The sequence below is a fragment of the Parabacteroides sp. KHUB-01 genome, from assembly GCF_056640935.1.
Map to the genome: position 1 here is coordinate 1581349 of NZ_CM153256.1, position 21045 is coordinate 1602393.

Consider the following 21045-nt stretch of genomic DNA (forward strand, 5'->3'; position numbering starts at 1 on the left):
ATAATTCTTTTTTCAGTTCAAGAGTAAAAATAGAGTCATATTTCAGAATGTCATATTATCTAAATCTGCTGCTTTCACACGAATAATCTGTCCGTTACGAGAGAATACCAATTCGCCGTTTTCTTTCTTTTTCTGGCTTACCAAGCGCTGAAAAGCCATATTAGCACCCTTTACTATATTCTCTTCAAATTCTCTAAGTTCTTGTTCATTCATGATTCTCTAATTTTTTATAGATAACCGGATTATATATTTCGATTTTATCTCTTTTGAAGCCTTTTGCAATAATCTGCATCGGCGACATAGAGTTATCGGCTATCATCCAATAGTCACTAATAGAAAGGTACAGTTCAAACAAATTGCGAATTCCGGCAGCATAACGTCTTCTGATTGTTTCTACCGGTATATTGTGTCCTCCGGCTGAAACTCTCATTTTTACTCGTTCTATTGCCAGCTCCGGCGTGTTAAGCCAGAAATACAATAAGGTGACGTAATAACCTTCCTTTTGAGCCTCCCGTATCAGGTTTGCCACCGAACGGGTTGCCAGCGTAGTTTCCATCGCAAAGGTCTCGCCTGCAGCGATTAGTTCCTTGATGCGTTTATACATAATACGACTTGCTTCTACGGCCACCGCAATGCTGTCAGAATTAAAGGGAGAGAGACCTTTCGCGATCTCGTCAGAGTTAACGAACTCTTTACATTTAAGCATTTCCGGCAGTATAGTAAATGAAGCAGTTGTTTTTCCTGCTCCGTTACAACCCGCTATTATATATAGGTATGGCACTGTTTCGCTTATTTTTCCGGCTACAAATATATGAAGAAGTTTTATATCTCCACACATTTTTGACACAAAAATGCGATATGTGTGCAAAAAAAGTACTTGATAACCTCAATTTCGTCATAAAAACCGGTGCATTGGTACTAAATTTACACCCACAACAGGTCGCTCATTATGCCGTCGGATATAAAAACTCCTTTCTCTGTTAAGGTAAGATTTCCGTCTTTCCGGGATATCAAATCCTGCTCAATATATTTTTTTGCCTGCACTTCGCAATATTTGCGGCGTTTATCTCCGTATCGTTTTTCAATTTCATCGAGATTTATTCCCCACATCGTACGCAAGCCTGTAATGATATAATCGTTATAGCTTGTGTCTGCATCTTCAACCTCTTTCTCAACGGCTGGTTTTCCGACAGCCAAAGCCTCAATCCATTTTGGCAGTGATGACACGTTCCATTCCCTTCCTTCGCCATTAAATGAATGTGCCGAAGGGCCAAGTCCCAAATAGCTTATGCCTTTCCAATATGAACTGTTGTGACGCGAGAAAAATCCTTCTCTGGCAAAATTGGAAATCTCATAATGCAAATATCCGGCTTCCTTGAGTCGGGATATCAATTGCGAGAACAATTCAACGCTGGTTTCCTCATCGACGGACGAAACCTTTCCCGCCTCCCAAAGTTTATACAAAGCTGTGCCTTCTTCATATATTAAATGATATGCCGAAATATGCGGTATGTCTAACGAAATAGCTTTCTGCAGATTTTTCTCCCATTTCTCTGGTGTCTGACCGGGAAGTCCGTATATCAAATCTATACTTATATTATATATATCATGATTTTTGCATATCTCAACGGCACGGATTGCCTGTTCACTGGTGTGACGGCGGTTAAGAAACACCAAATCTTCCGAATCAAAACTCTGCACTCCCATACTGATTCGATTGAACGGAAGAGTTCTCAATTCCGACATATATTTATCTGTAACGTCATCTGGATTTGCCTCAAGGGTTATTTCGGGATTGTCACTTACATTATATATATGGTATATCGAATCAAATATCTCCGAAAAGTCTGACGCATCCAGTTGCGAAGGTGTTCCTCCACCAAAATATATGGTTTCAATCTCCTCTCCTTTCAGATAATCTGCACGGAGCTGCATTTCCTTTATGACCGAAGACACATAACGGCGCTTATAGCTCATGTCCGTATTTGAATAGAAATCACAATACAAGCATCTTTTGGCACAAAACGGAACGTGAATATACAATCCTGCCATAATCAATTAAATTTCTCTGTCTAAATAAAGATTTTTCGGATACAAAAATAGAGAAAGGCGGGGGGAGAGCAAAATAATAAACTTGTTTTTGATTTTACTATTCCGAGCCGCATCCTATCTTATCAAAAATAATGAGAAATATCATTTTGGCATATCTCCGGTTTTTCATCGCAATGAAACTTTTTTTCCACATATTATGAAAAACTTTTTCCACATATTATGAAAAACTTTTTCCATATATTATGAAAATTCTTTTTCATCAGCATGAAAATTTATTTCCATATATTATGAAAAAAGTTTTTCAAGGCATAGAAATACGATGAAAATGTAAATACAAGATTATAAACATATTAACAAAATCGATTCAGAATACTACATTTTAGACAAAATACAGCTTAAAAACATGCAAAAGTTATAATACAAGAATATTGAACAATAGAAACAAGCCCTAAAAACATAGTTAATAATCAGATAAGCGGACAAATAAGGCTATACAACTGCTGAACAACATTGTTTTCAAACAACAGATATCTTTTGCTTTTCTAGAAGAGTATTTATAATTTGCGCTCACGATAAAACAAAAATCGTAACAAAACTATATGTTTAACCTTTAAATACCTATATGATATGAAAGTATACCAAACTAATGAAATTAAGAATATCTCCATATTGGGAAGTTCAGGCTCTGGGAAAACCACTCTCGCTGAAGCAATGCTTTTCGAGGGTGGAGTTATAAAACGTCGCGGTTCCGTTGAAAACGGGAATACTGTGTGCGACTATTTCCCGGTTGAGAAAGAATACGGATATTCTGTTTTCTCAACCGTTTTCAGTGTTGAATGGCAAGACAGAAAACTGAACTTCATTGACTGCCCGGGTTCTGATGACTTTATCGGAGGTGCGGTTTCAGCTCTGAATGTTACAGATACAGCATTGATGGTGTTGAACGCACAATATGGTGTTGAAGTTGGTACAATAAATCAATTCCGCTATACAGACCAGTTCCACAAGCCTGTAATCTTCGTTGTCAATCAGTTGGATAATGACAAAGCAGATTATGAAGGTACTGTAGCCCAGCTTAAAGACCGTTGGGGCAGCAAGGTGGTTCAGATTCAGTATCCTGTAACTTGCGGTGCTTCATTCAATGCCGTTGTGGACGTGTTGAAGATGAAAATGTATCGCTGGAAACCGGAAGGCGGTGTTCCTGAAGTTCTTGAAATCCCGGCTGAAGAATCTGAAAAAGCTATGGAATTGCACAAGGCATTGGTTGAATCTGCAGCAGAACACGACGATGCTTTGATGGAAAAATTCTTTGAAGAAGGTACTTTGAGCGAAGACGATATGCGTGCCGGTATCCGTGCTGGTTTGGTTACTCGCAATATGTTCCCTGTATTCTGCGTATGTGCAGGCAGAGATATGTGCGTTCGCCGTACATTGGAATTCCTTGGCAACGTTGTTCCTTGCACAGACAAGATGCCACGTTTGGTTACAACTGAAGGTGTTGAAGTTACTCCAGATGTAAACGGACCAACAAGCTTGTTCTTCTTCAAAACTACTGTTGAGCCTCATATCGGACAAGTTTCATACTTTAAGGTATTATCAGGTAAGGTTAAAGCCGGCGACGATTTGCAGAATGCCGACAGAGGTTCAAAAGAACGTATCACTCAGTTGTTCTGCATTGCCGGTCAGAACAGAACAGAAGTTCCTGAAATGGTTGCAGGTGATATAGGTGCAACTGTTAAACTTAAAGACGTTCGCCGTGGAAACACATTGAACGGCAAAGGTTGTGACTATCGTTTCGACTTCATTAAATATCCGGATCCAAAATATCGCCGTGCTATCAAGCCTGTCAACGAGGCTGACGCTGAAAAGATGATGGAAATTCTTTTCCGTATGCGCGAAGAGGACCCGACATGGATTATCGAACAATCAAAAGAATTGAAACAGACAATCGTTCTCGGACAGGGAGAATTCCACTTGCGTACTCTGAAATGGAGAATCGAGAACAACGACAAATTGGCTGTTGAATTTATGGAACCGAAGATTCCATATCGTGAAACTATCACTAAGGCAGCTCGCGCTGACTACAGACACAAGAAACAGTCTGGTGGTGCTGGCCAATTCGGTGAAGTTCACCTGATTGTTGAACCTTATTACGAAGGTATGCCTGTTCCTGACACATATCGTTTTGGCGGTCAGGAATATAAGATGAACGTAAGAGATACTCAAATAATTGATTTGGATTGGGGTGGTAAACTGGTATTCGTAAACTGTATTGTTGGTGGTGCAATTGATTCACGTTTCTTGCCTGCAATTTTAAAAGGTATTATGGGACGCATGGAACAAGGTCCATTGACTGGCTCATATGCACGCGACGTACGTATCTGCGTTTATGATGGTAAGATGCACCCGGTTGACAGTAACGAAATTTCATTTATGCTTGCCGGACGTAATGCATTCAGTGCAGCGTTCAAAGAAGCAGGACCTAAGATTCTTGAACCTGTTTATGATGTAGAAGTTTCAGTACCGGCAGATTTCCTTGGCGACGTGATGAGTGACCTACAGAGCCGCCGAGCATTGATTATGGGTATGAATAGTGAAAAAGGTTTTGAAAAGCTATTGGCTAAGGTTCCTTTGAAAGAAATGTCTAACTATTCTACTTCATTAAGTTCTATCACCGGTGGACGAGCTTCGTTCACAATGAAGTTTGCTTCATACGAATTGGTTCCTTCAGATGTTCAGGAAAAACTGTTGAAGGCTTATGAAGCATCACAAACCGAAGACTAATATTTTTTTGTTTTAGGTTAAATAATAAAGGCGGCTAGTTTCGTGAGAAACAGGCCGCCTTGCTTTTTATCAAATATAACTTATTATCTCGTCAACTCATTAACTCGTCAACTATAATTATCTATTCAACGCTTGCTCAATATCAGCAATTATATCATCAGCATTTTCAATACCAACAGAGAAACGGATAAGGTCCGGAGCAATTCCTGCCTCACGCAACTGTTCGTCGGACAACTGACGGTGAGTGTGACTGGCCGGATGCAATACGCATGTACGAGCATCAGCAACGTGAGTAACGATTGCTGCCAACTTAAGATTATCCATAAAGCGGATTGCTACATCACGACCACCTTTCAAACCGAATGAAAGAACACCGCAAGAACCGTTAGGAAGATATTTCTGAGCTAGGTCATAATATTTGTTGCTCTTCAATCCAGGATAATTTACCCATGCTACTTTGTCGCACTTTTCAAGCCACTCTGCAACCTTCTGAGCGTTTTTACAATGCTGTGGAACACGGAGATGCAAAGATTCAAGACCAAGGTTCAGAAGGAAAGCATTCTGAGGTGACTGGATTGAGCCAAGGTCGCGCATAAGCTGTGAAGTTGCCTTTGTGATAAATGCCAGTTTTCCGAATGTCTTTGTATAAGTCAATCCGTGATATGATTCATCTGGAGTGCACAAGCCAGGGAATTTGTCTGCATGAGCATCCCAGTCGAAATTACCGCTATCAACAATGCAACCACCAACACAACAAGCATGGCCATCCATATATTTTGTAGTTGAATGAGTAACAATATCAGCTCCCCATTCAAACGGACGGCAGTTGATTGGTGTAGCAAAAGTGTTGTCGACAACCAATGGCACTCCATGTTTGTGAGCAATACGGGCAAACTTCTCAATATCCAGAACCATCACGCCAGGATTAGACAAAGTTTCGCCAAACATCATTTTAGTGTTAGGGCGGAAAGCTTTGCTTATTTCTTCCTCGCTAGCATCCTGGTCAACAAAAGTACATTCGATGCCCATCTTTTTCAGCGTAACAGAAAGAAGATTGTATGTTCCACCATAGATACTTGTTGCACTTACGATATGGTCGCCAACCTCACAAATATTGAAGAATGTGAAGAAATTTGCAGCCTGACCTGAAGAAGTAAGCATTGCAGCCACACCGCCTTCAAGAGCTGCTATCTTTGAAGCAACAGCATCATTTGTAGGATTCTGAAGACGAGTGTAGAAATATCCGCTGTCCTCCAAATCAAACAGACGTGCCATCTGCTCGCTGGTTTCATATTTGAATGTTGTACTCTGATAAATAGGAAGCACACGAGGCTCTCCTTTTTTAGGATTCCATCCTGCCTGAACACAAAGTGTTTCCGGCTTAAATTGCTTTTCCATATAATTTAAATATTTGAATTATTACAATCAGACTATCAATAATGTCAAATCGACACGCAAATATACCTAATTTATCCAAGTTTTCACCAGATTTTCTTTTCAAGGATTCTGAACCATATAAAAGAAACTATACCTTTCAATATGCTGGAAATACTGATAGCCCACCATACACCTGCAATTCCGAATCCTATATAACCAAGGAAGATTGCCAACGGAAGACGAAGAGTATTGAATGTTATACTTATTATTGCCGGAGGGACAGTGCGTCCGGTGCCATAAAACAAACCCTGCATGGTTATTTCAATCATCATGAAAATCATTGAATATCCGTCAATTTTCAGGAACAGACCTCCGGCTTCATATGCAGCCTTTTCAGGAACAATCACAGAGAATAGTTCTCCACCAAAGAAAACAAACAACAAAGTGCAGAACAGTCCGAACACAGAAGTCATCAACATAGTAGTGCGATATGCACTGTAAACCCTTTCTCTTTTTCGTGCAGCATAATTTTGTGCAGTAAAAGCACTCAGAGCAGTGCTGAATCCCTGAGACGTATTCCATGCAATTGCTTCAATTTGTCCACCTGCGGTAAGAGCCATCAATCCGTAATGTCCGCCATAAGTAGAAGCTGTTCGTCCCATCAAAAGATTTATCACAGCAAAGAAACAGTTAAGCAAAGCAACCGGAAGACCCAAATGAATTATTTTACTGCAATATGAAGATTTGAGAGGAACAAAGAAGTTGAAGTTGTCCCACAACGGATGCCGTTTTTTCAACTGATAGACAAAAAGCAACACTACCAGCAATTGTGAACACCAAGTAGCGTAAGCTGCACCTGCTGTTCCCCAGCCAAACACCAGTATAAACAAAGGGTCCAAAATCATATTCAACAGAAGACCGGTTCCGCTAATATAGAAGGGAACTTTACTCAGCCCTGCAGCATTGTGTATCCCTGTGAAGGCTGAAGTCAGAAATATAAACGGGAAACCGGAAGCAACAATACGCAAATATTCTACAGCCTTTTCCGTGATACTGTCTTCCAGTTTATATAAAGAAATAATGGGAAATGCAAAGGTAAACAACAAAGTGCCCCACACTATTGAAATAATCAGCGCCATTGTAAGATTATGCGAAGCATAAGCCTTTGCTTCATCTGTATTTCTGGCACCAATGCTTTGTCCGACTGAAACCTCAGAACCAACCTTGTTAAGGTAAGAAAGAGACTGAGTCATCCAGGTCAGAATACCAACTGCACCGATTGCAGCTACAGCCTCACTTCCCAAACGTCCAACCCAAGCCATATCAGTCAAGCTATAAGCCATCTGAATGAAAGACGTTCCCATTATCGGCAAAGCAAGATTGAACAACTGTTTCTTAATCGGTCCTTCTGTTAAATTTTTAGTTCCCATTATCAAATAATGAATGACAATTATAAAACAATAAAAAAGGAATGAAGAAAAAGTATCATCTTACAAATGAATACAATTTCTTCATTCCCGAATTATATTATTCGCAAAATATTATCGGATAAACAAAAGCTCACGATATTTTGGCAACGGCCACATCTGGTTATCTACCATCAACTCCAATTCATCAATATGATTACGGATTTCATCCAAATATGGAGCAACAGTGTCATGATATGCTATTGCTTTTGTTCTCAAGTCAGAAATTCTGTTTGCTTTCTTTCTAGCTTCAACCATTTCGTCCACCTTCTTTGTTACGGCATTAATATGTCCGGCAATCTTTCTTACAAGGCGACGTGGTTCTTCTGAAAGTTCTGCATATTCAGCATCACCGAAGCTTTCCTTCAATTTAGCAATATTATCCAAAAGAACAGACTGATAACGGATAACAACCGGAATAATATGGTTCAAAGACAAATCGCCAAGAACTCTGGCTTCAATCTGTACTTTCTTTATATATACTTCCCATTTAACTTCGTTGCGGGCTTCAAGTTCCTTCTTGCTTAGAACACCTGTTTCTTCGAACATCTTGATTACTTCAGGTTTCAGATAAGCGTCATACTGCAATGGAACACTGTTTTCGCAATCCAAACCACGGCGCAATGCTTCTTCTTTCCACTCATCGCTATATCCGTTTCCATCAAAACGAATTGGTTTTGATTCCTTGATATAAGCTTTAAGAACTTCAAAGATTGCCTGCTCCTTACTCTTTCCGGCAGCACGCAAAGACTCAACATCTGCCTTGAACTGGCGAAGCTGATAAGCAACTGCTGAATTCAATGCCAACATTGCTGCACCACAGTTTGCAGATGAACCCAATGCACGGAATTCAAAACGGTTTCCTGTGAATGCAAAAGGTGAAGTTCGGTTACGGTCTGTATTGTCTACCAACAATTCAGGAATCTGACCGAATCCTAAATGCAAACGGTTCTTATCGTCAATTTCAATTGCATCTTCTATTGAGCAATTCTCAAACTTATCCAATACTTCTGAAATCTGAGAACCCAAGAAAGAAGAAATGATTGCTGGAGGAGCTTCATTTGCACCCAAACGGTGAGCATTAGTTGCAGAAGCAATACTTGCTTTCAACAATGCGTTATATTTATAAACCGCCATGATAGCATTCACAACGAATGTTATAAAGCGAAGGTTGTCCTCACGGTTCTTTCCTGGAGAGAACAAGTTGATACCTGTGTCTGTTCCCATTGACCAGTTACAGTGTTTACCTGAACCATTCACACCCTTAAACGGTTTTTCATGGAGCAAAACACGGAAATTATGCTGGCGGGCAACACGTTTCATTACAGACATCAACAGCTGGTTATGGTCGTTTGCCAAGTTACATTCCTCATAAATCGGAGCCAACTCAAACTGGTTAGGAGCAACCTCATTATGACGAGTCTTAACAGGAATACCAAGTTTGTAGCATTCTACTTCCAAATCTTTCATGAATTCCTGCACACGTGAAGGAATAGCGCCGAAATAATGGTCGTCCAACTGCTGGTTTTTAGCACTCTCATGACCTAACAAAGTACGTTCAGTCAACGACAAGTCCGGACGAGCAGAATACAAATCCTCATCTACAAGGAAATATTCCTGTTCCCATCCCAAATATGAAATAATCTTATTTACATCTTCATTGAAATAATGACAAACATCTTTAGCTGCGCTAGTCAAAGCTTCAATTGAACGGATAAGAGGAGTTTTATAGTCCAAAGCTTCACCAGTATATGCTATAAAGATAGTAGGGATACACAATGTATCATCGATAATAAATGCCGGAGATGAAGGATCCCACGCAGAATATCCACGAGCCTCGAAAGTGTTTCTTAACCCACCGTTAGGGAAACTGGATGCATCAGGTTCCTGCTGGACAAGCAACTTACCGCTGAACTCTTCAATCATTCCACCATTTCCGTCATGTTCCACAAAAGCATCATGTTTTTCTGCTGTTCCGTCAGTCAAAGGCTGGAACCAGTGAGTGTAGTGTGTAACACCTTTTTCCAAAGCCCACATACGCATGCCGGCTGCAACCAGATTTGCTATTTCACGGTCAATCGGTGTACCACTGTCAATTGCCTGAGTCAAGGCTTTGTAGGTTTCTTTTGAGAGATACTTTTGCATCGCTTTGCGATTAAATACATTCTCGCCAAAGAATTCCGATACTTTCTGTTCTGGAGCCACAGCTTCAACCGCCTTACGATTAGAAGCTTTCTCCACTGCATTAAAGCGTGAGATTGACATAATCTTCTGTTTATATTATTGTATAATTAATTGCAAAGATACTGGATTTTACGCGTTATTTCTACGCTATTTATTTTTTTTAGCTAAAGTCAATTGTTTCATTAAAAAAGGCATGAACACAAATTGTGTCCATGCCCAATATATTGCCTTTGAAAAGAATAGGCTTAAATAACATACAAAGAGCTGATAGATTCACCGCTACATACACGACGGATAGCTTCAGCAAACATATCTGCTACAGAAAGAATCTTAACCTTATCACATTTCTTAGAATAAGGAATAGAATCTGTGAAAATCATTTCAGAAAGAGCAGACTGGTCAACACGTGTTGAAGCAGGATCTGACATTACTGCATGGCTGGCAATAGCACGTACAGATTTTGCACCGTTTTCCAACATCAAGTTTGCAGCTTTTGTAATTGTACCTGCTGTATCAACCATATCGTCAACCAACAATACGTCCAAACCTTCAACGTCACCGATAATTCTCATTTCAGCAACTTCATTTGCACGCAAACGTGACTTATGGCAGATAACCATAGGAACGCCAAGATACTTAGCATAGCTACTTGCACGCTTAGTTCCACCAACATCCGGAGTTGCAATACACAAGTTATCCAGAGAAAGATTATTCTTGATGTAATCCAAGAAAATAGAAGAAGCATACAAGTGGTCAACAGGAACATTGAAGAATCCCTGAATCTGATCAGCATGGAAGTCCATTGTAATCAGACGGTCGATACCAGCTGCACTCAACATATCTGCAATGAGTTTTGCACCGATAGCAACACGTGGTTTGTCTTTTCTGTCCTGACGAGCCCAACCAAAGTAAGGAATAACAGCTATGATAGAGTGAGCAGAAGCACGCTTTGCAGCATCAATCATAAGCAACAATTCCATCAAATTGTCAGCATTCGGGAATGTTGACTGAACCAAGAAAACATCACGGCCACGGATTGATTCTTCATAAGAAACAGAGAACTCTCCGTCAGCAAAATGCTGAATGTTCATCTGTCCAAGAGGACAACCTAAGCTTTTACAAATTTTCTCTGCAAGATAACGGGTGTTTGTACCTGAAAACACCAAGAAAGGAGTTTGTGCACTCATTATTCCGAATTTTTATCTTAAGTGAATATAATAAATTTGTTGCAAAGGTATGAAAAGATTATTAATTACTCAAGTTTAAGCACATTTTCAATACACAAACTTGATTATTCTTGCCGAATATCCAGGAATTACCACTTGATACGGCCATGATTCTGTCAATGTACTTACAGTTTCAAACCCACTGAACAAATCAATTTGTCTTGCAGCCTTATTATCCTCAAATCCCAATACATTAAAGGCATCTGAAGGAATTTCAACACGCACTTTTTGCTCGCTCTTGTCGAAATTAGCTACAATGAGAATGACTTCATTATCATATTTCCTTAAAAATGCATACTGACGATGAGTATTAAAATATGGATTCGATGAATTTGCATACATCAAATCATAAAATTCCCCTTTGACAATAGCTGGCTCTTCTTTTGCCAAATGAAGTATTTTAGAATATGTTTGACGCAAATATTTCTGTTCTTCACTAAGACCTGCCCCGTCAAACTTTCCATTGTTATTCCAGTCACGCAACGATTTCAAACTCCAATAATCAAATATGGTTGTTCGTCCGTCACGGCCACTAAAGCCTTCCTCATCCATTCCCGGCTCACCTAATTCCTGACCGCAATAAATCATAACCGGATTCGTATTCATAAGTGCAGAAACAGCCATAGCTGGTATTCCAGGAAGTGCATTCCCGGCGAAAAAGTCTGAAGCAATTCTCTGCTCATCATGATTTTCAAGGAAATTCAGCATATTGCTTTGTATTCCGTCAAGTGATTGCCAGCAATATGATATATCTGAAGCATATTGATTTCCGCACATCACATTACGAAGAGTATCATACAATCCAACTTTATCATACAAATAATCAAAATGACCATTGAAGATATAGTTTCTATATTCAGATGGATTATAAACTTCAGCAATAAAACATACAGGATATTTCTCTTTTACTGCCGGTATTGCCCAATTCCAAAACTCAACAGGCACCATTTCTGCCATGTCACAACGGAAACCATCAATACCTTTAGCAGCCCAGAACAAAAGAATGTTAAGCATTTTCTTCCATGTACTTGGTATAGGATTGAAATGCTTAGTTCTTCCATTCATGTAATCAACTCCGTAATTCAACTTCACAGTTTCATACCAGTCATTTTGAGAAGGGAAAGCAGAAAAACAGTCGTTTCCTGTAACCTTTGCCGGGAATTCGCTGTATTCATAATCTTCGCATTGAGCTCCGAAATGAAGCACCAAAGGTTGATCAGGTATATAATAGAAATTGTTGTTTGGATCAAAAGCTTTAGTACAATCATCTTTTTCTCCCAAACCTTCAATATATGAATGACGGACATCCGACTTGTACTGACGAGCAACATGATTAGGGACAAAATCAATTATAATTTTCATACCAGCTTCATGAGTTCGCTCAACAAGAGCCTCGAATTCCTCCATTCTATTAGTAACATTGTCCGCCAAATCAGGATCAATATCAAAATAGTCCTTGATTGCATATGGAGAACCGGCGTTACCTTTTACAACCGCATCATGGTCTTTTGCTATATTATATAATGTATAATCTGTTTTTGTGGCATGTTCGATTACACCAGTGTACCAGATATGATTTACACCTAGTTCCTTTATTTTGGATAAAGCTTCCGGAGTAAAATCAGAAAACTTTCCCACACCATTTTCAAATATACTTCCGTTTTTCACTGGCGATGTGGTCATGTTTCCAAACCAGCGTGGGAACACTTGGTAAATAACCATTTTCTCTGTTTGTTTTCTATCAGTTTTCATAGGTCTATATATTTAGCATAATAGCGAAAGCTTATTATGCATTCATTATCTTTATTAATTAAGTTAAGTTTCGCTAGTTGCTCAACTTATATAAAGTAAACAAGGCTTCAGATACAAGTTGACAAGATCAGAACACCTGTAATTTCACAAATTATTATCCAAAAATCTTGTTAACTTGTCTTCTTGTCAACTTGTTATCTGGAAGTTGAGCTTGCGAAACTTAAATTATTATGATTCCAAGGCTTTACGTTTACCTGCATCTATAGCCTTGATCAAAGCTTCACACTTATTTTCGCCGATCATCTTTGCAAAGGCTTTTGCAGACTCTTCATAACCAATATTAGCAATTTCATCAATACTATCCAGATCAAATGTTTTATAAAGACCAACCTCCTGTGCTTCTATAAGCAAGTCACAAAGTTCACGGTCTTCCAAAGAATTCGCCTGAAAAATATAATTATAAGAACGCACTGCTATATGGAACAAAGTCTGTTTATATTTTTTCGGGATAAGAGGACTTACATTAACACCAATAATTCTCTCACATTCATCACGGATAACAGAAACCGGGAAATTCTTAAACAATCCACCGTCAACATAATTTATCCCATCAATCTCAACAGGACTGAAAATTATTGGAATACTACATGAAGCAGTTACAGCCTCAACTATCGGCCCCTCACGGAACTCGCGGCTGACACCATTATCAAGGTCAGTGGCAACTATAACCATTGGTATTTTCAAGTCTTCAATCCTTTTCGCTCTTAAATGACGTTTAAGAAAATCCTGAAAACGTTCTGTATCAAACAGACCAGACTTTGGTATTTGTAACTGAGCGAACTCTGAAAACTCTCTATCAGTAAAAAGGCGTTTTATTTCTTCTGCCGTATATCCATCAGCAAACAGTGTACCCATCAAAGCTCCAGCACTTGTACCTGCAATTATATCAGGTTTCAAACCGCACTCTTCCAACATTTTGAAGGCGCCTAGGTGAGCAAAACCTCTTGCGCCTCCACCACTTAATGCCAAGCCTAATTTATACGGCATGGGAGTTTTCTCATCTGTCATATATCAACTCTTTTATTATCGTCTCTCAAAGATGTAACTTTTTTTCGGATAAAGTGTTACATTTTTGTGTTTTTTTGTATGGAGACGAAATAACAGCCTAAAGCAACAGCGAGCTGTCGCCATAACTCAGAAAACGGAAACCATTATTCAATGCATAATCATATATTGGTCTCCAATTTCCTTTAACAAAAGCTGAAATAAGAAGAATCAACGTACTCTTAGGCTGATGGAAATTGGTTATTATACCTCTTACAACCTTAAATTCATATCCCGGAGCAATTATTATCTGGGTTGAACCAACAAGAGCTTCCAGTTTATGACTGTCCAAATAGTTGAGAATATTCTGAAAAGCCTCATCCGCCGAAATAAGATTATTTTCTTCTGAATATGGCATCCATTGTTTAATATGAATATCTTCAGCTGCAATATCAGGATTATTTCCCAAAAGAACTCCTATGTAATAAAGACTTTCGAGTGTTCTCACCGAGGTAGTTCCTACAGCTATGATATTTCCCAATTTCCCCTTTATATTTTCAATTGCCGAACGTTTCACTGAAATAAATTCAGTATGCATCTCATGACCTTCAATAGTCTCGCTCTTCACAGGCTTAAAAGTTCCTGCACCTACATGAAGAGTAACCTCCTCTCTCATTATTCCATGAGCATCAACATCTGCAAGGACTTCAGGTGTAAAATGCAAACCGGCAGTTGGAGCTGCAACCGAACCTTTTATTTTAGAATATACAGTCTGATAGGTCTGCAAATCGCTTTTCTGTGTCTCTCGATGCAAATATGGAGGAATCGGAAGAACTCCGGCAGCATCAAGCAAATCAGCAAAAGTATAATCAGAATTATCCCATTTGAATTCAATCAAATGAGTATCACCATAACTTTCTTTCTTTTCAGCCGTCATTGTAACCTCATTACCATCAATAATGACAGTTTTAGTCAATGCTCCTTCTTTCCACTTCTTAAGATTTCCGACAAGGCAATTCCAGCTACATGATTCGTTCTGCTGAAACACCAATGCATAATCATGAGGAACAACAGGCTCAAGGCAGAATATTTCAATCTTTGCTCCTGTTGATTTCTGGAACAACAGGCGAGCCTGAATTACACGCGTATTGTTATAAACCAACAATGATTTCTCCGGCAATAATGACGCTATATTCTTAAACTGGCTCTCGCTTATATTACCATTCTTATAAACAAGTAATTTTGATTCATCTCTGCGTGGAAGCGGAAACTTGGCTATTCTCTCATCCGGCAGTTCATAATTGAAATCGTCTATGTGTATTTGCTGCGTATTCATCTCGAATAATTGATTATGGCGCAAAGTTAATCAAAAAACATGAGTTCAATAACTAAAAAGCCCCGAAGAACCGAAGCTCTCCGAGGCTATTAATAATATATGTGAGTCAAATATTGGTAGTTCGGTTTACAAAGTCCAACCTGCAGTCCAGTTATTGTCTGCGCTTACAGCACCTTTATAAGGAGCGTCAACAAAGAAAGAATCTTCAACTTTTGAACCACCTTCAATTGTTCCTACGAACAAGTCTGACAATTCAAATTTCTGATTAGTCAAGTTACCTGCTTTTACAAACATATCATTTGTATAAATTGAATTTTCAGAATCCAATTCTGTGCTGATAGCAACATTCTCCAAAACAGAAGTACCGTCTGCCAATGAATTTTCTGTTTCTACAGTTTCAACTGTCAATGCTTTACCCTTATTTGCAATGATAGCGTTATACAATTCTACCTGAGTACCGGCACGAAGACGTACGCCCTGTTTTTCACCACCGTTACCAACTAATGTCACGTTTGCCAAAACCGGATGTGATTTTGGAGTTGCAGCCAAGTCCTTACTGTTGTTATCGCATTCCATCAAGCAGTCGCAATCATAACCCAATGAGCTTTCACCTTCCTGATAAGCAACAAGGAACTGTCCTTTACCGTTCCAGCCTTCAGTCCAGTCGAAAGAGTCATCACTACAGCTTGTAACAACGATATTCTTAACATTTACAGAACCACCGAAGAATTCCAAACCGTCATCAGCACCTTTGTATGCCTGGATATTTTCAACAACTGTTCCGTTTCCTACACCATAGAAAGAAATACCGTTTGATTCATGTTCTTCGTCCAAAGCGAAACCTGTATATTCCAAACGGATATATTTCAAAGTACCTGAGTTGTCGGCATCATCATCTCCACCATAAGTAGCGCCACCGATTTCAGAAACACCAGTACCACCAGAAACATTAGTATGAGCATAACCGCAAATATGCAAACCACCCCAAGAACCAACTTCTTCTTTTGAACTTGTCATCACGATTGGTTTTTCAGCTGTACCAACTGCATTGATTTTTGCACCCTGCTCAATCAAAATATAATCAGCAACATCATCGTATTGAGCTACAATCTTAACTCCTTCAGGAATACTCAAAGTAGCACCTTTCTTAACATGAACACCGCCACTCAATGTATAAGTCTGACCTGCTTCCAAAGTCATGTCTGATGTAATTTCACCCTCAAGTTTATATTCTACCGGATTTGGTTCTGGATCTGGAGTTGGATCATTACCATCTTCATTATCACAAGAAGTGAATGCAGTCATACCTGCTAACATTGACATTGTTAAGAATTTCCAATTAGTTGTTTTCATACGATCAAAATTTAATATAATTATATATTTAGTTTGTTAGTTTGTTAGTTTGTTAGTTTGTTAGTTTTTATTTCAACTCAAAAACTTATCACAATGTATATCCGAAACCTACCTCAAAATTCACACCTTTCTTGAATCTTTCCACCTCAACAGTTGTGTTCTCTCTTGGAACTTCCTGTTCGAAAACAATTGCCTGGTTTAGGATATCGTTTACTTTCAGTTTAAGTGAGAATTTCTCGTTTATCTGATAATTAGCATTGAAATTCAAAGTATGCTGCGGACGTTGTTTGACATCACCCAAACCTGAAATACCTACTGAGTGAATACGCGGACCTTGCAAGTTATAAAGCAACGCTGCGCTAAGTGCCTGCTTATCATTTATGCGTGGAGAATATGTCAAGTCGGCATTAACCAAATAAGGTGAAGCGCCCTGCAACGCTCTCTGGCTGTTTGTGTAAGCACCACCTTCAGGCAATTTTACGTTTGTGTACATGAACGAACCGTTAACACCAAGTTTCAATTCACGTGTAAGAGCTTTTCTCATTTCAATTTCCAAACCTGCTGCCAAACCATCTTCTGCGTTTCGGAAAGAGTGAACAGCAGCACCACCGGCCAATGTCTGAATTCGTTCGATTGGTGAATTCAAATACTTATAATAACCTGTAACCGAAATCATATCCTGATTCTGCTTGAACAATTCATATCTCAAATCCAGGTTGTAGTTATATCCGTTCTGCAAATCTTCGTTACCTCGAATCTGAGCTGATCCGTATGATTCCTGATAAAGGAACGGAGCCATTTCGATAAATGACGGGCGAGTGATTGTTCTTGAGAATGACAGTCGCAAGCTGTTTTCGTCGTTCAACTGATATTTGAAGTTTGTTGCCGGGAAGAAATCATCCTTATCCAAGTTTCTTCTTTTAGCAATACCGTCGTCACCGTAATAATCAACCCACTGGCGGCTTGATTCATAACGTACGCCAACGTTAATCAACAATGCCGATATCGGATAATAATCTGCCGAAACATATCCTGCATAGATATCGTTACCAGCCTTATATCCATCACGAGGCTGACGGCTGCGCTGAATAACGATTGTTCCATTCTGGACATTCTCAAAATTCATATAATCATCAGTATCATATATATTTGAGATTTCAGGATTCAATTTGTTCAGATTATAGTAGAAACGAGTACTGCTATAATCACGACTCTTATTCTTCATATTGAAACCGAACTGAATCTTGTTCATTTCGCCAAACTTATATGTACTACTGATATTTGCAGCAAACTCATCTTCATCAAGTTGGCCAAAGTAGCGCATTGTTTCCTGTCTGTTCAATTTGAACAATTCTAGTTTACCGTTATTTTCAATAAACATTATCTGACGGCGGTCCGGTTCATCACTACCAGTCTTACTGTATGAAGCTCCCCAGTTTAGCAACCAGTTATCACCGAAACTATGTTTTCCATTCAACTGATGATTCTGCAAGCTGTAAATATGTGTAACGCTATGGCTACCGAACAAATGATGATCTTCATAGTCCATACCTTCACGATTCAGATAAGTATCACTGGCATTACGTGCATAGAAGAATGTATAGCTTAATAAATCCGCACCTTTCAACTGATAGGCCAAACTACCCAAACCGGCAATCTTAAGCTCATTAGTATAACTGTCATATTCAAATTCGTTAAGAGTAGTTCCTGTTGCCTCAAGAGTTTTCACTGTAGCATCACGCATAGTCTGCAAACCATTGCTAATACCTAATGAAGCAAGAATGCTGAGATTATGACCGTTAATATCATAAGTCTTTCCCCATCCGATATTACCGCCAAATTCAGGAAGAGCAGTTCTTTTTGAAGTCTGAAATGTTGTATTGAATATATTGTTCTTTGATGAATAATCTTCAAAATCAGCCAAAGGCATATTCAGAACATTTGAACTCATATTATTGTTTCTGAACAAAGTTCCATTTCTATCCATCTGGTAAAACTCACGGCCGAGAGTATTGAATTTACCACCTGTATTCAATGACACAGAGAAGAAATCCTCACCTGTCTGATCCTTAGTACTGATATCAATATGCGCACCAGAGTAGTCAGCAAACGAACTTGCTTCATATACTTTACTTACAGTAATATTCTTTACAGTAGAAGTAGGGAATAAATCAAGTGGAATCAACTTATTATCAGGGTTAGGTGAAGCGATTGGCAATCCGTTCAACGTAGTTGTACTGTAACGGTCACCCAATCCACGCACAATCAACTGTCCTGCCGATGCTATCGAAATACCTGTAATTTTCTTCACTCCATCCTCAACAGTCGAAATACCTTTGATGCTCATTTCCTTCGAACCAATATTCTCGATTGCAACCGAAGCTTTCTGTCTTTCCATCAAAAGAGCCTGTTCCGACTCAAGCTTTTTACGTGCAACCACTGTTACCTCATCTATCTGTTGATTATCTGGAGAAAGTACGATTTCTATACTTGTAGTCTGGTTAGTGTTTACTACTATTTGTTCTGCCTTATAAGACACATAAGAAGCAATCAAAGTGTAAGTTCCTTTATCCAGTCCTGAGAGAACAAAGTTACCATCAATGTCAGTTATGGCTCCAACTGTTGTTCCTTGAATCTGCACTGTTGCACCAATCAAAGGTTCCTGATTGGTTTTGTCTTTCACAACTCCTTTTAAGTCAACTGCCTTAATCAACGAGGCAGGGATTAATGTTAATAGTAAAAGTAATAAATACTTCGTTGATAAAAATCTATTCATATAACTACCATAATTTTCACGACGCAAAATTATGGCTGCGATATTTCATAACAGAAACACTTATGTTTTACATCTTTTACGATTTTATTTCATATATGTTACGATGTGTTTAGATTTTGTTACAAGCTAAAAAATCTATTTTTTTTCTGATTTTTCTCCAATGACCTCTTTTCCGACAACTTCCTGGCTTATAAGTTTTCCATCTTCAAATACAAAAGCAGAAGTCAATACATACCATTCTGATGAATATAAACTCTCCTGATACAATAATCTTTCCACAGGCTTATTATTATAACGATTAGTCGTCATTTCTTTAGCAAAAGGTTTTCCGCATATTTTAAGAAATTCATCTTTGCTCATTCCTATTTCAATTTTCTCAGAAGTAAATCTACTTACACCTAAAGAAGAAGAAAAACATCCACTCATTATAATACAGCATGTCAAGAATGCCAAAACCTTTAATGATTTCATATTTTAATAAAGTATTTATTATTTCTCTGGAATTCCCAAAAGTAGGAAAAAATGACAAAAACAATATGAGTTTTCAAATAAAAGCAAGATTAGTTAATAACTATTGTCATCAAATATATTCAATTTATAAACTTTTTATAATTGTATATCGAACAGAGAAACAAAACATTTAAAAAGATACAATGATTCAGACACTAGTTGACAAGGATAAAAGTTTTTTCTTTGAAATATTAATTCTTTTCTATTAATTTGTAGAACTATGTTTAATCAAATCCAAATTACTATGGGAAATAACGTATTTATCAGTCCTTTTGTGGACAGAGGTTTTAAAATCCTTTTCGGTCAGGAAAATAGCAAAGAGTTGTTAATAGATTTATTGAACGACCTCCTCGAAGGCGAACGTTATATCGAAGACCTTACATATATGAATACGGAAATGTCTCCGGAAACGACTGATGGCAGAACAGCAGTGTTCGACCTTCGCTGCAAGGACAAAGACGGCAATATGTTTATAGTAGAAATGCAAAATTGCAACCAGCCTTATATTTATGAGCGTGGTCTTTATTATATTTGCCGTGCAATAACAGCTCAGGACAAGATCGGAGATGGATGGAATTTCGAGATAGTACCCGTATATGGAATATTCTTCCTGAATTTTAAAAGTGGCAAGACTAACAAGGTGCGCACTGACATAATCCTTGCCGACAAGGAAACGGGCGAACCTGTATCAAAAATGATAAGGGAGATATTCATCGAATTTCCATTATTCAACAAAACGGAAAAAGAATGTGAAACGCCATTGGATTATTGGCTATACAATTTAAAGCATATGGAGAAATTGGAATCTTTACAGTTCAAAGGACAGAAAGCCCTTTTCCAGCGTCTGGAAGAGCTTGCCCGTATTGTCAATATGAACAAGAAAGAACGTGATGAATATGAAGCCTGCCTCAAAGTTTACCGTGATAATTATAATACATGGAATTACATGAAGGAGCAGGCGATTGCTGAAGGAAGAGCCGAAGGATTTGAGGAAGGAATGGAAAAAGGTAAAAAAGAAAATTCATATGATGTTGCCCGAAATCTTAAGCAGCTAGGGGTTTCTGCTGATATTATATCCAAAAGTACAGGATTAAGCATATCAGAAATAGAAAATATAGATTAAACCCCAATCTGTCATTAGGATGCGGTCAGATAACATAAATACATAATCTGAATTTAACATTA

At 38.5% G+C, this 21045-nt stretch carries 15 protein-coding genes; 2 read left to right on the forward strand and 13 right to left on the reverse strand.

The genetic code is table 11. The features are described 5' to 3' along the window. Nucleotides 1-42 precede the first annotated feature (42 nt). The 3 genes from ACYIAR_RS07130 to hemW form a co-directional block, all read right to left on the reverse strand. The gene (locus tag ACYIAR_RS07130; protein WP_480333041.1) at nucleotides 43-213 is read right to left on the reverse strand and encodes a hypothetical protein; all 171 of its coding nucleotides are present in this window, start codon (nucleotides 211-213) and stop codon (nucleotides 43-45) included. After that, entirely contained in the window at nucleotides 206-781 is a 576-nt protein-coding gene (locus ACYIAR_RS07135; protein WP_480333572.1) for an ATPase, read from the reverse strand. The genes ACYIAR_RS07130 and ACYIAR_RS07135 overlap by 8 nt, the downstream gene beginning before the upstream one ends. A 143-nt stretch (nucleotides 782-924) precedes the next feature. Next, complete coding sequence (gene hemW, locus ACYIAR_RS07140) at nucleotides 925-2052, reverse strand: radical SAM family heme chaperone HemW (RefSeq protein ID WP_480333043.1); 1128 nt, start codon at nucleotides 2050-2052, stop codon at nucleotides 925-927. A gap of 627 nt (nucleotides 2053-2679) precedes the next feature. On the opposite strand from hemW, the gene ACYIAR_RS07145 reads away from it, so the two are divergent. Then, entirely contained in the window at nucleotides 2680-4836 is a 2157-nt protein-coding gene (locus tag ACYIAR_RS07145; RefSeq protein ID WP_480333045.1) for an elongation factor G, read from the forward strand. A 117-nt stretch (nucleotides 4837-4953) separates the two neighbouring features. On the opposite strand, the gene ACYIAR_RS07150 is transcribed toward ACYIAR_RS07145, so the two are convergent. The 10 genes from ACYIAR_RS07150 to ACYIAR_RS07195 form a co-directional block, all read right to left on the reverse strand. Next, nucleotides 4954-6234 (reverse strand): O-acetylhomoserine aminocarboxypropyltransferase/cysteine synthase family protein, encoded by a 1281-nt coding sequence (locus ACYIAR_RS07150; protein ID WP_480333047.1) that lies wholly within the window; start codon nucleotides 6232-6234, stop codon nucleotides 4954-4956. 83 nt (nucleotides 6235-6317) lie between these two features. Then, nucleotides 6318-7646: an MATE family efflux transporter gene (locus tag ACYIAR_RS07155; RefSeq protein WP_480333574.1), complete on the reverse strand. Its 1329-nt coding sequence runs from the start codon at nucleotides 7644-7646 to the stop codon at nucleotides 6318-6320. 108 nt (nucleotides 7647-7754) lie between these two features. Next, a complete protein-coding gene (locus ACYIAR_RS07160) occupies nucleotides 7755-9944 on the reverse strand; it encodes a glutamine synthetase III family protein (protein WP_480333049.1) in 2190 nt (729 codons plus the stop codon). 164 nt (nucleotides 9945-10108) lie between these two features. After that, nucleotides 10109-11050 carry a ribose-phosphate pyrophosphokinase gene (locus tag ACYIAR_RS07165; RefSeq protein WP_480333051.1) on the reverse strand — a complete coding sequence of 314 codons (942 nt, stop codon included), beginning with the start codon at nucleotides 11048-11050 and terminating at the stop codon, nucleotides 10109-10111. Nucleotides 11051-11137: 87 nt separating this feature from the next. Then, nucleotides 11138-12841, reverse strand: coding sequence for an alpha-amylase family glycosyl hydrolase (locus tag ACYIAR_RS07170; RefSeq protein WP_480333053.1), 1704 nt, complete (start codon nucleotides 12839-12841; stop codon nucleotides 11138-11140). A gap of 228 nt (nucleotides 12842-13069) precedes the next feature. Further along, nucleotides 13070-13909 (reverse strand): patatin-like phospholipase family protein, encoded by an 840-nt coding sequence (locus ACYIAR_RS07175; RefSeq protein ID WP_480333055.1) that lies wholly within the window; start codon nucleotides 13907-13909, stop codon nucleotides 13070-13072. Between the two features lie 97 nt (nucleotides 13910-14006). Beyond that, entirely contained in the window at nucleotides 14007-15221 is a 1215-nt protein-coding gene (locus tag ACYIAR_RS07180) for an S-adenosylmethionine:tRNA ribosyltransferase-isomerase (protein ID WP_480333057.1), read from the reverse strand. Between the two features lie 126 nt (nucleotides 15222-15347). Beyond that, nucleotides 15348-16574, reverse strand: a complete 1227-nt coding sequence (locus ACYIAR_RS07185) for a hypothetical protein (RefSeq protein WP_480333059.1) — start codon at nucleotides 16572-16574, stop codon at nucleotides 15348-15350. 88 nt (nucleotides 16575-16662) lie between these two features. After that, nucleotides 16663-19350, reverse strand: a complete 2688-nt coding sequence (locus ACYIAR_RS07190; RefSeq protein ID WP_480333061.1) for a TonB-dependent receptor — start codon at nucleotides 19348-19350, stop codon at nucleotides 16663-16665. A gap of 135 nt (nucleotides 19351-19485) precedes the next feature. After that, a complete protein-coding gene (locus ACYIAR_RS07195; protein ID WP_480333063.1) occupies nucleotides 19486-19821 on the reverse strand; it encodes a hypothetical protein in 336 nt (111 codons plus the stop codon). A 283-nt stretch (nucleotides 19822-20104) separates the two neighbouring features. Between ACYIAR_RS07195 and ACYIAR_RS07200 the strand changes: the two genes are divergently transcribed. Then, nucleotides 20105-20983, forward strand: a complete 879-nt coding sequence (locus ACYIAR_RS07200) for an Rpn family recombination-promoting nuclease/putative transposase (RefSeq protein ID WP_480333065.1) — start codon at nucleotides 20105-20107, stop codon at nucleotides 20981-20983. The last annotated feature ends 62 nt before the right edge of the window (nucleotides 20984-21045 follow it).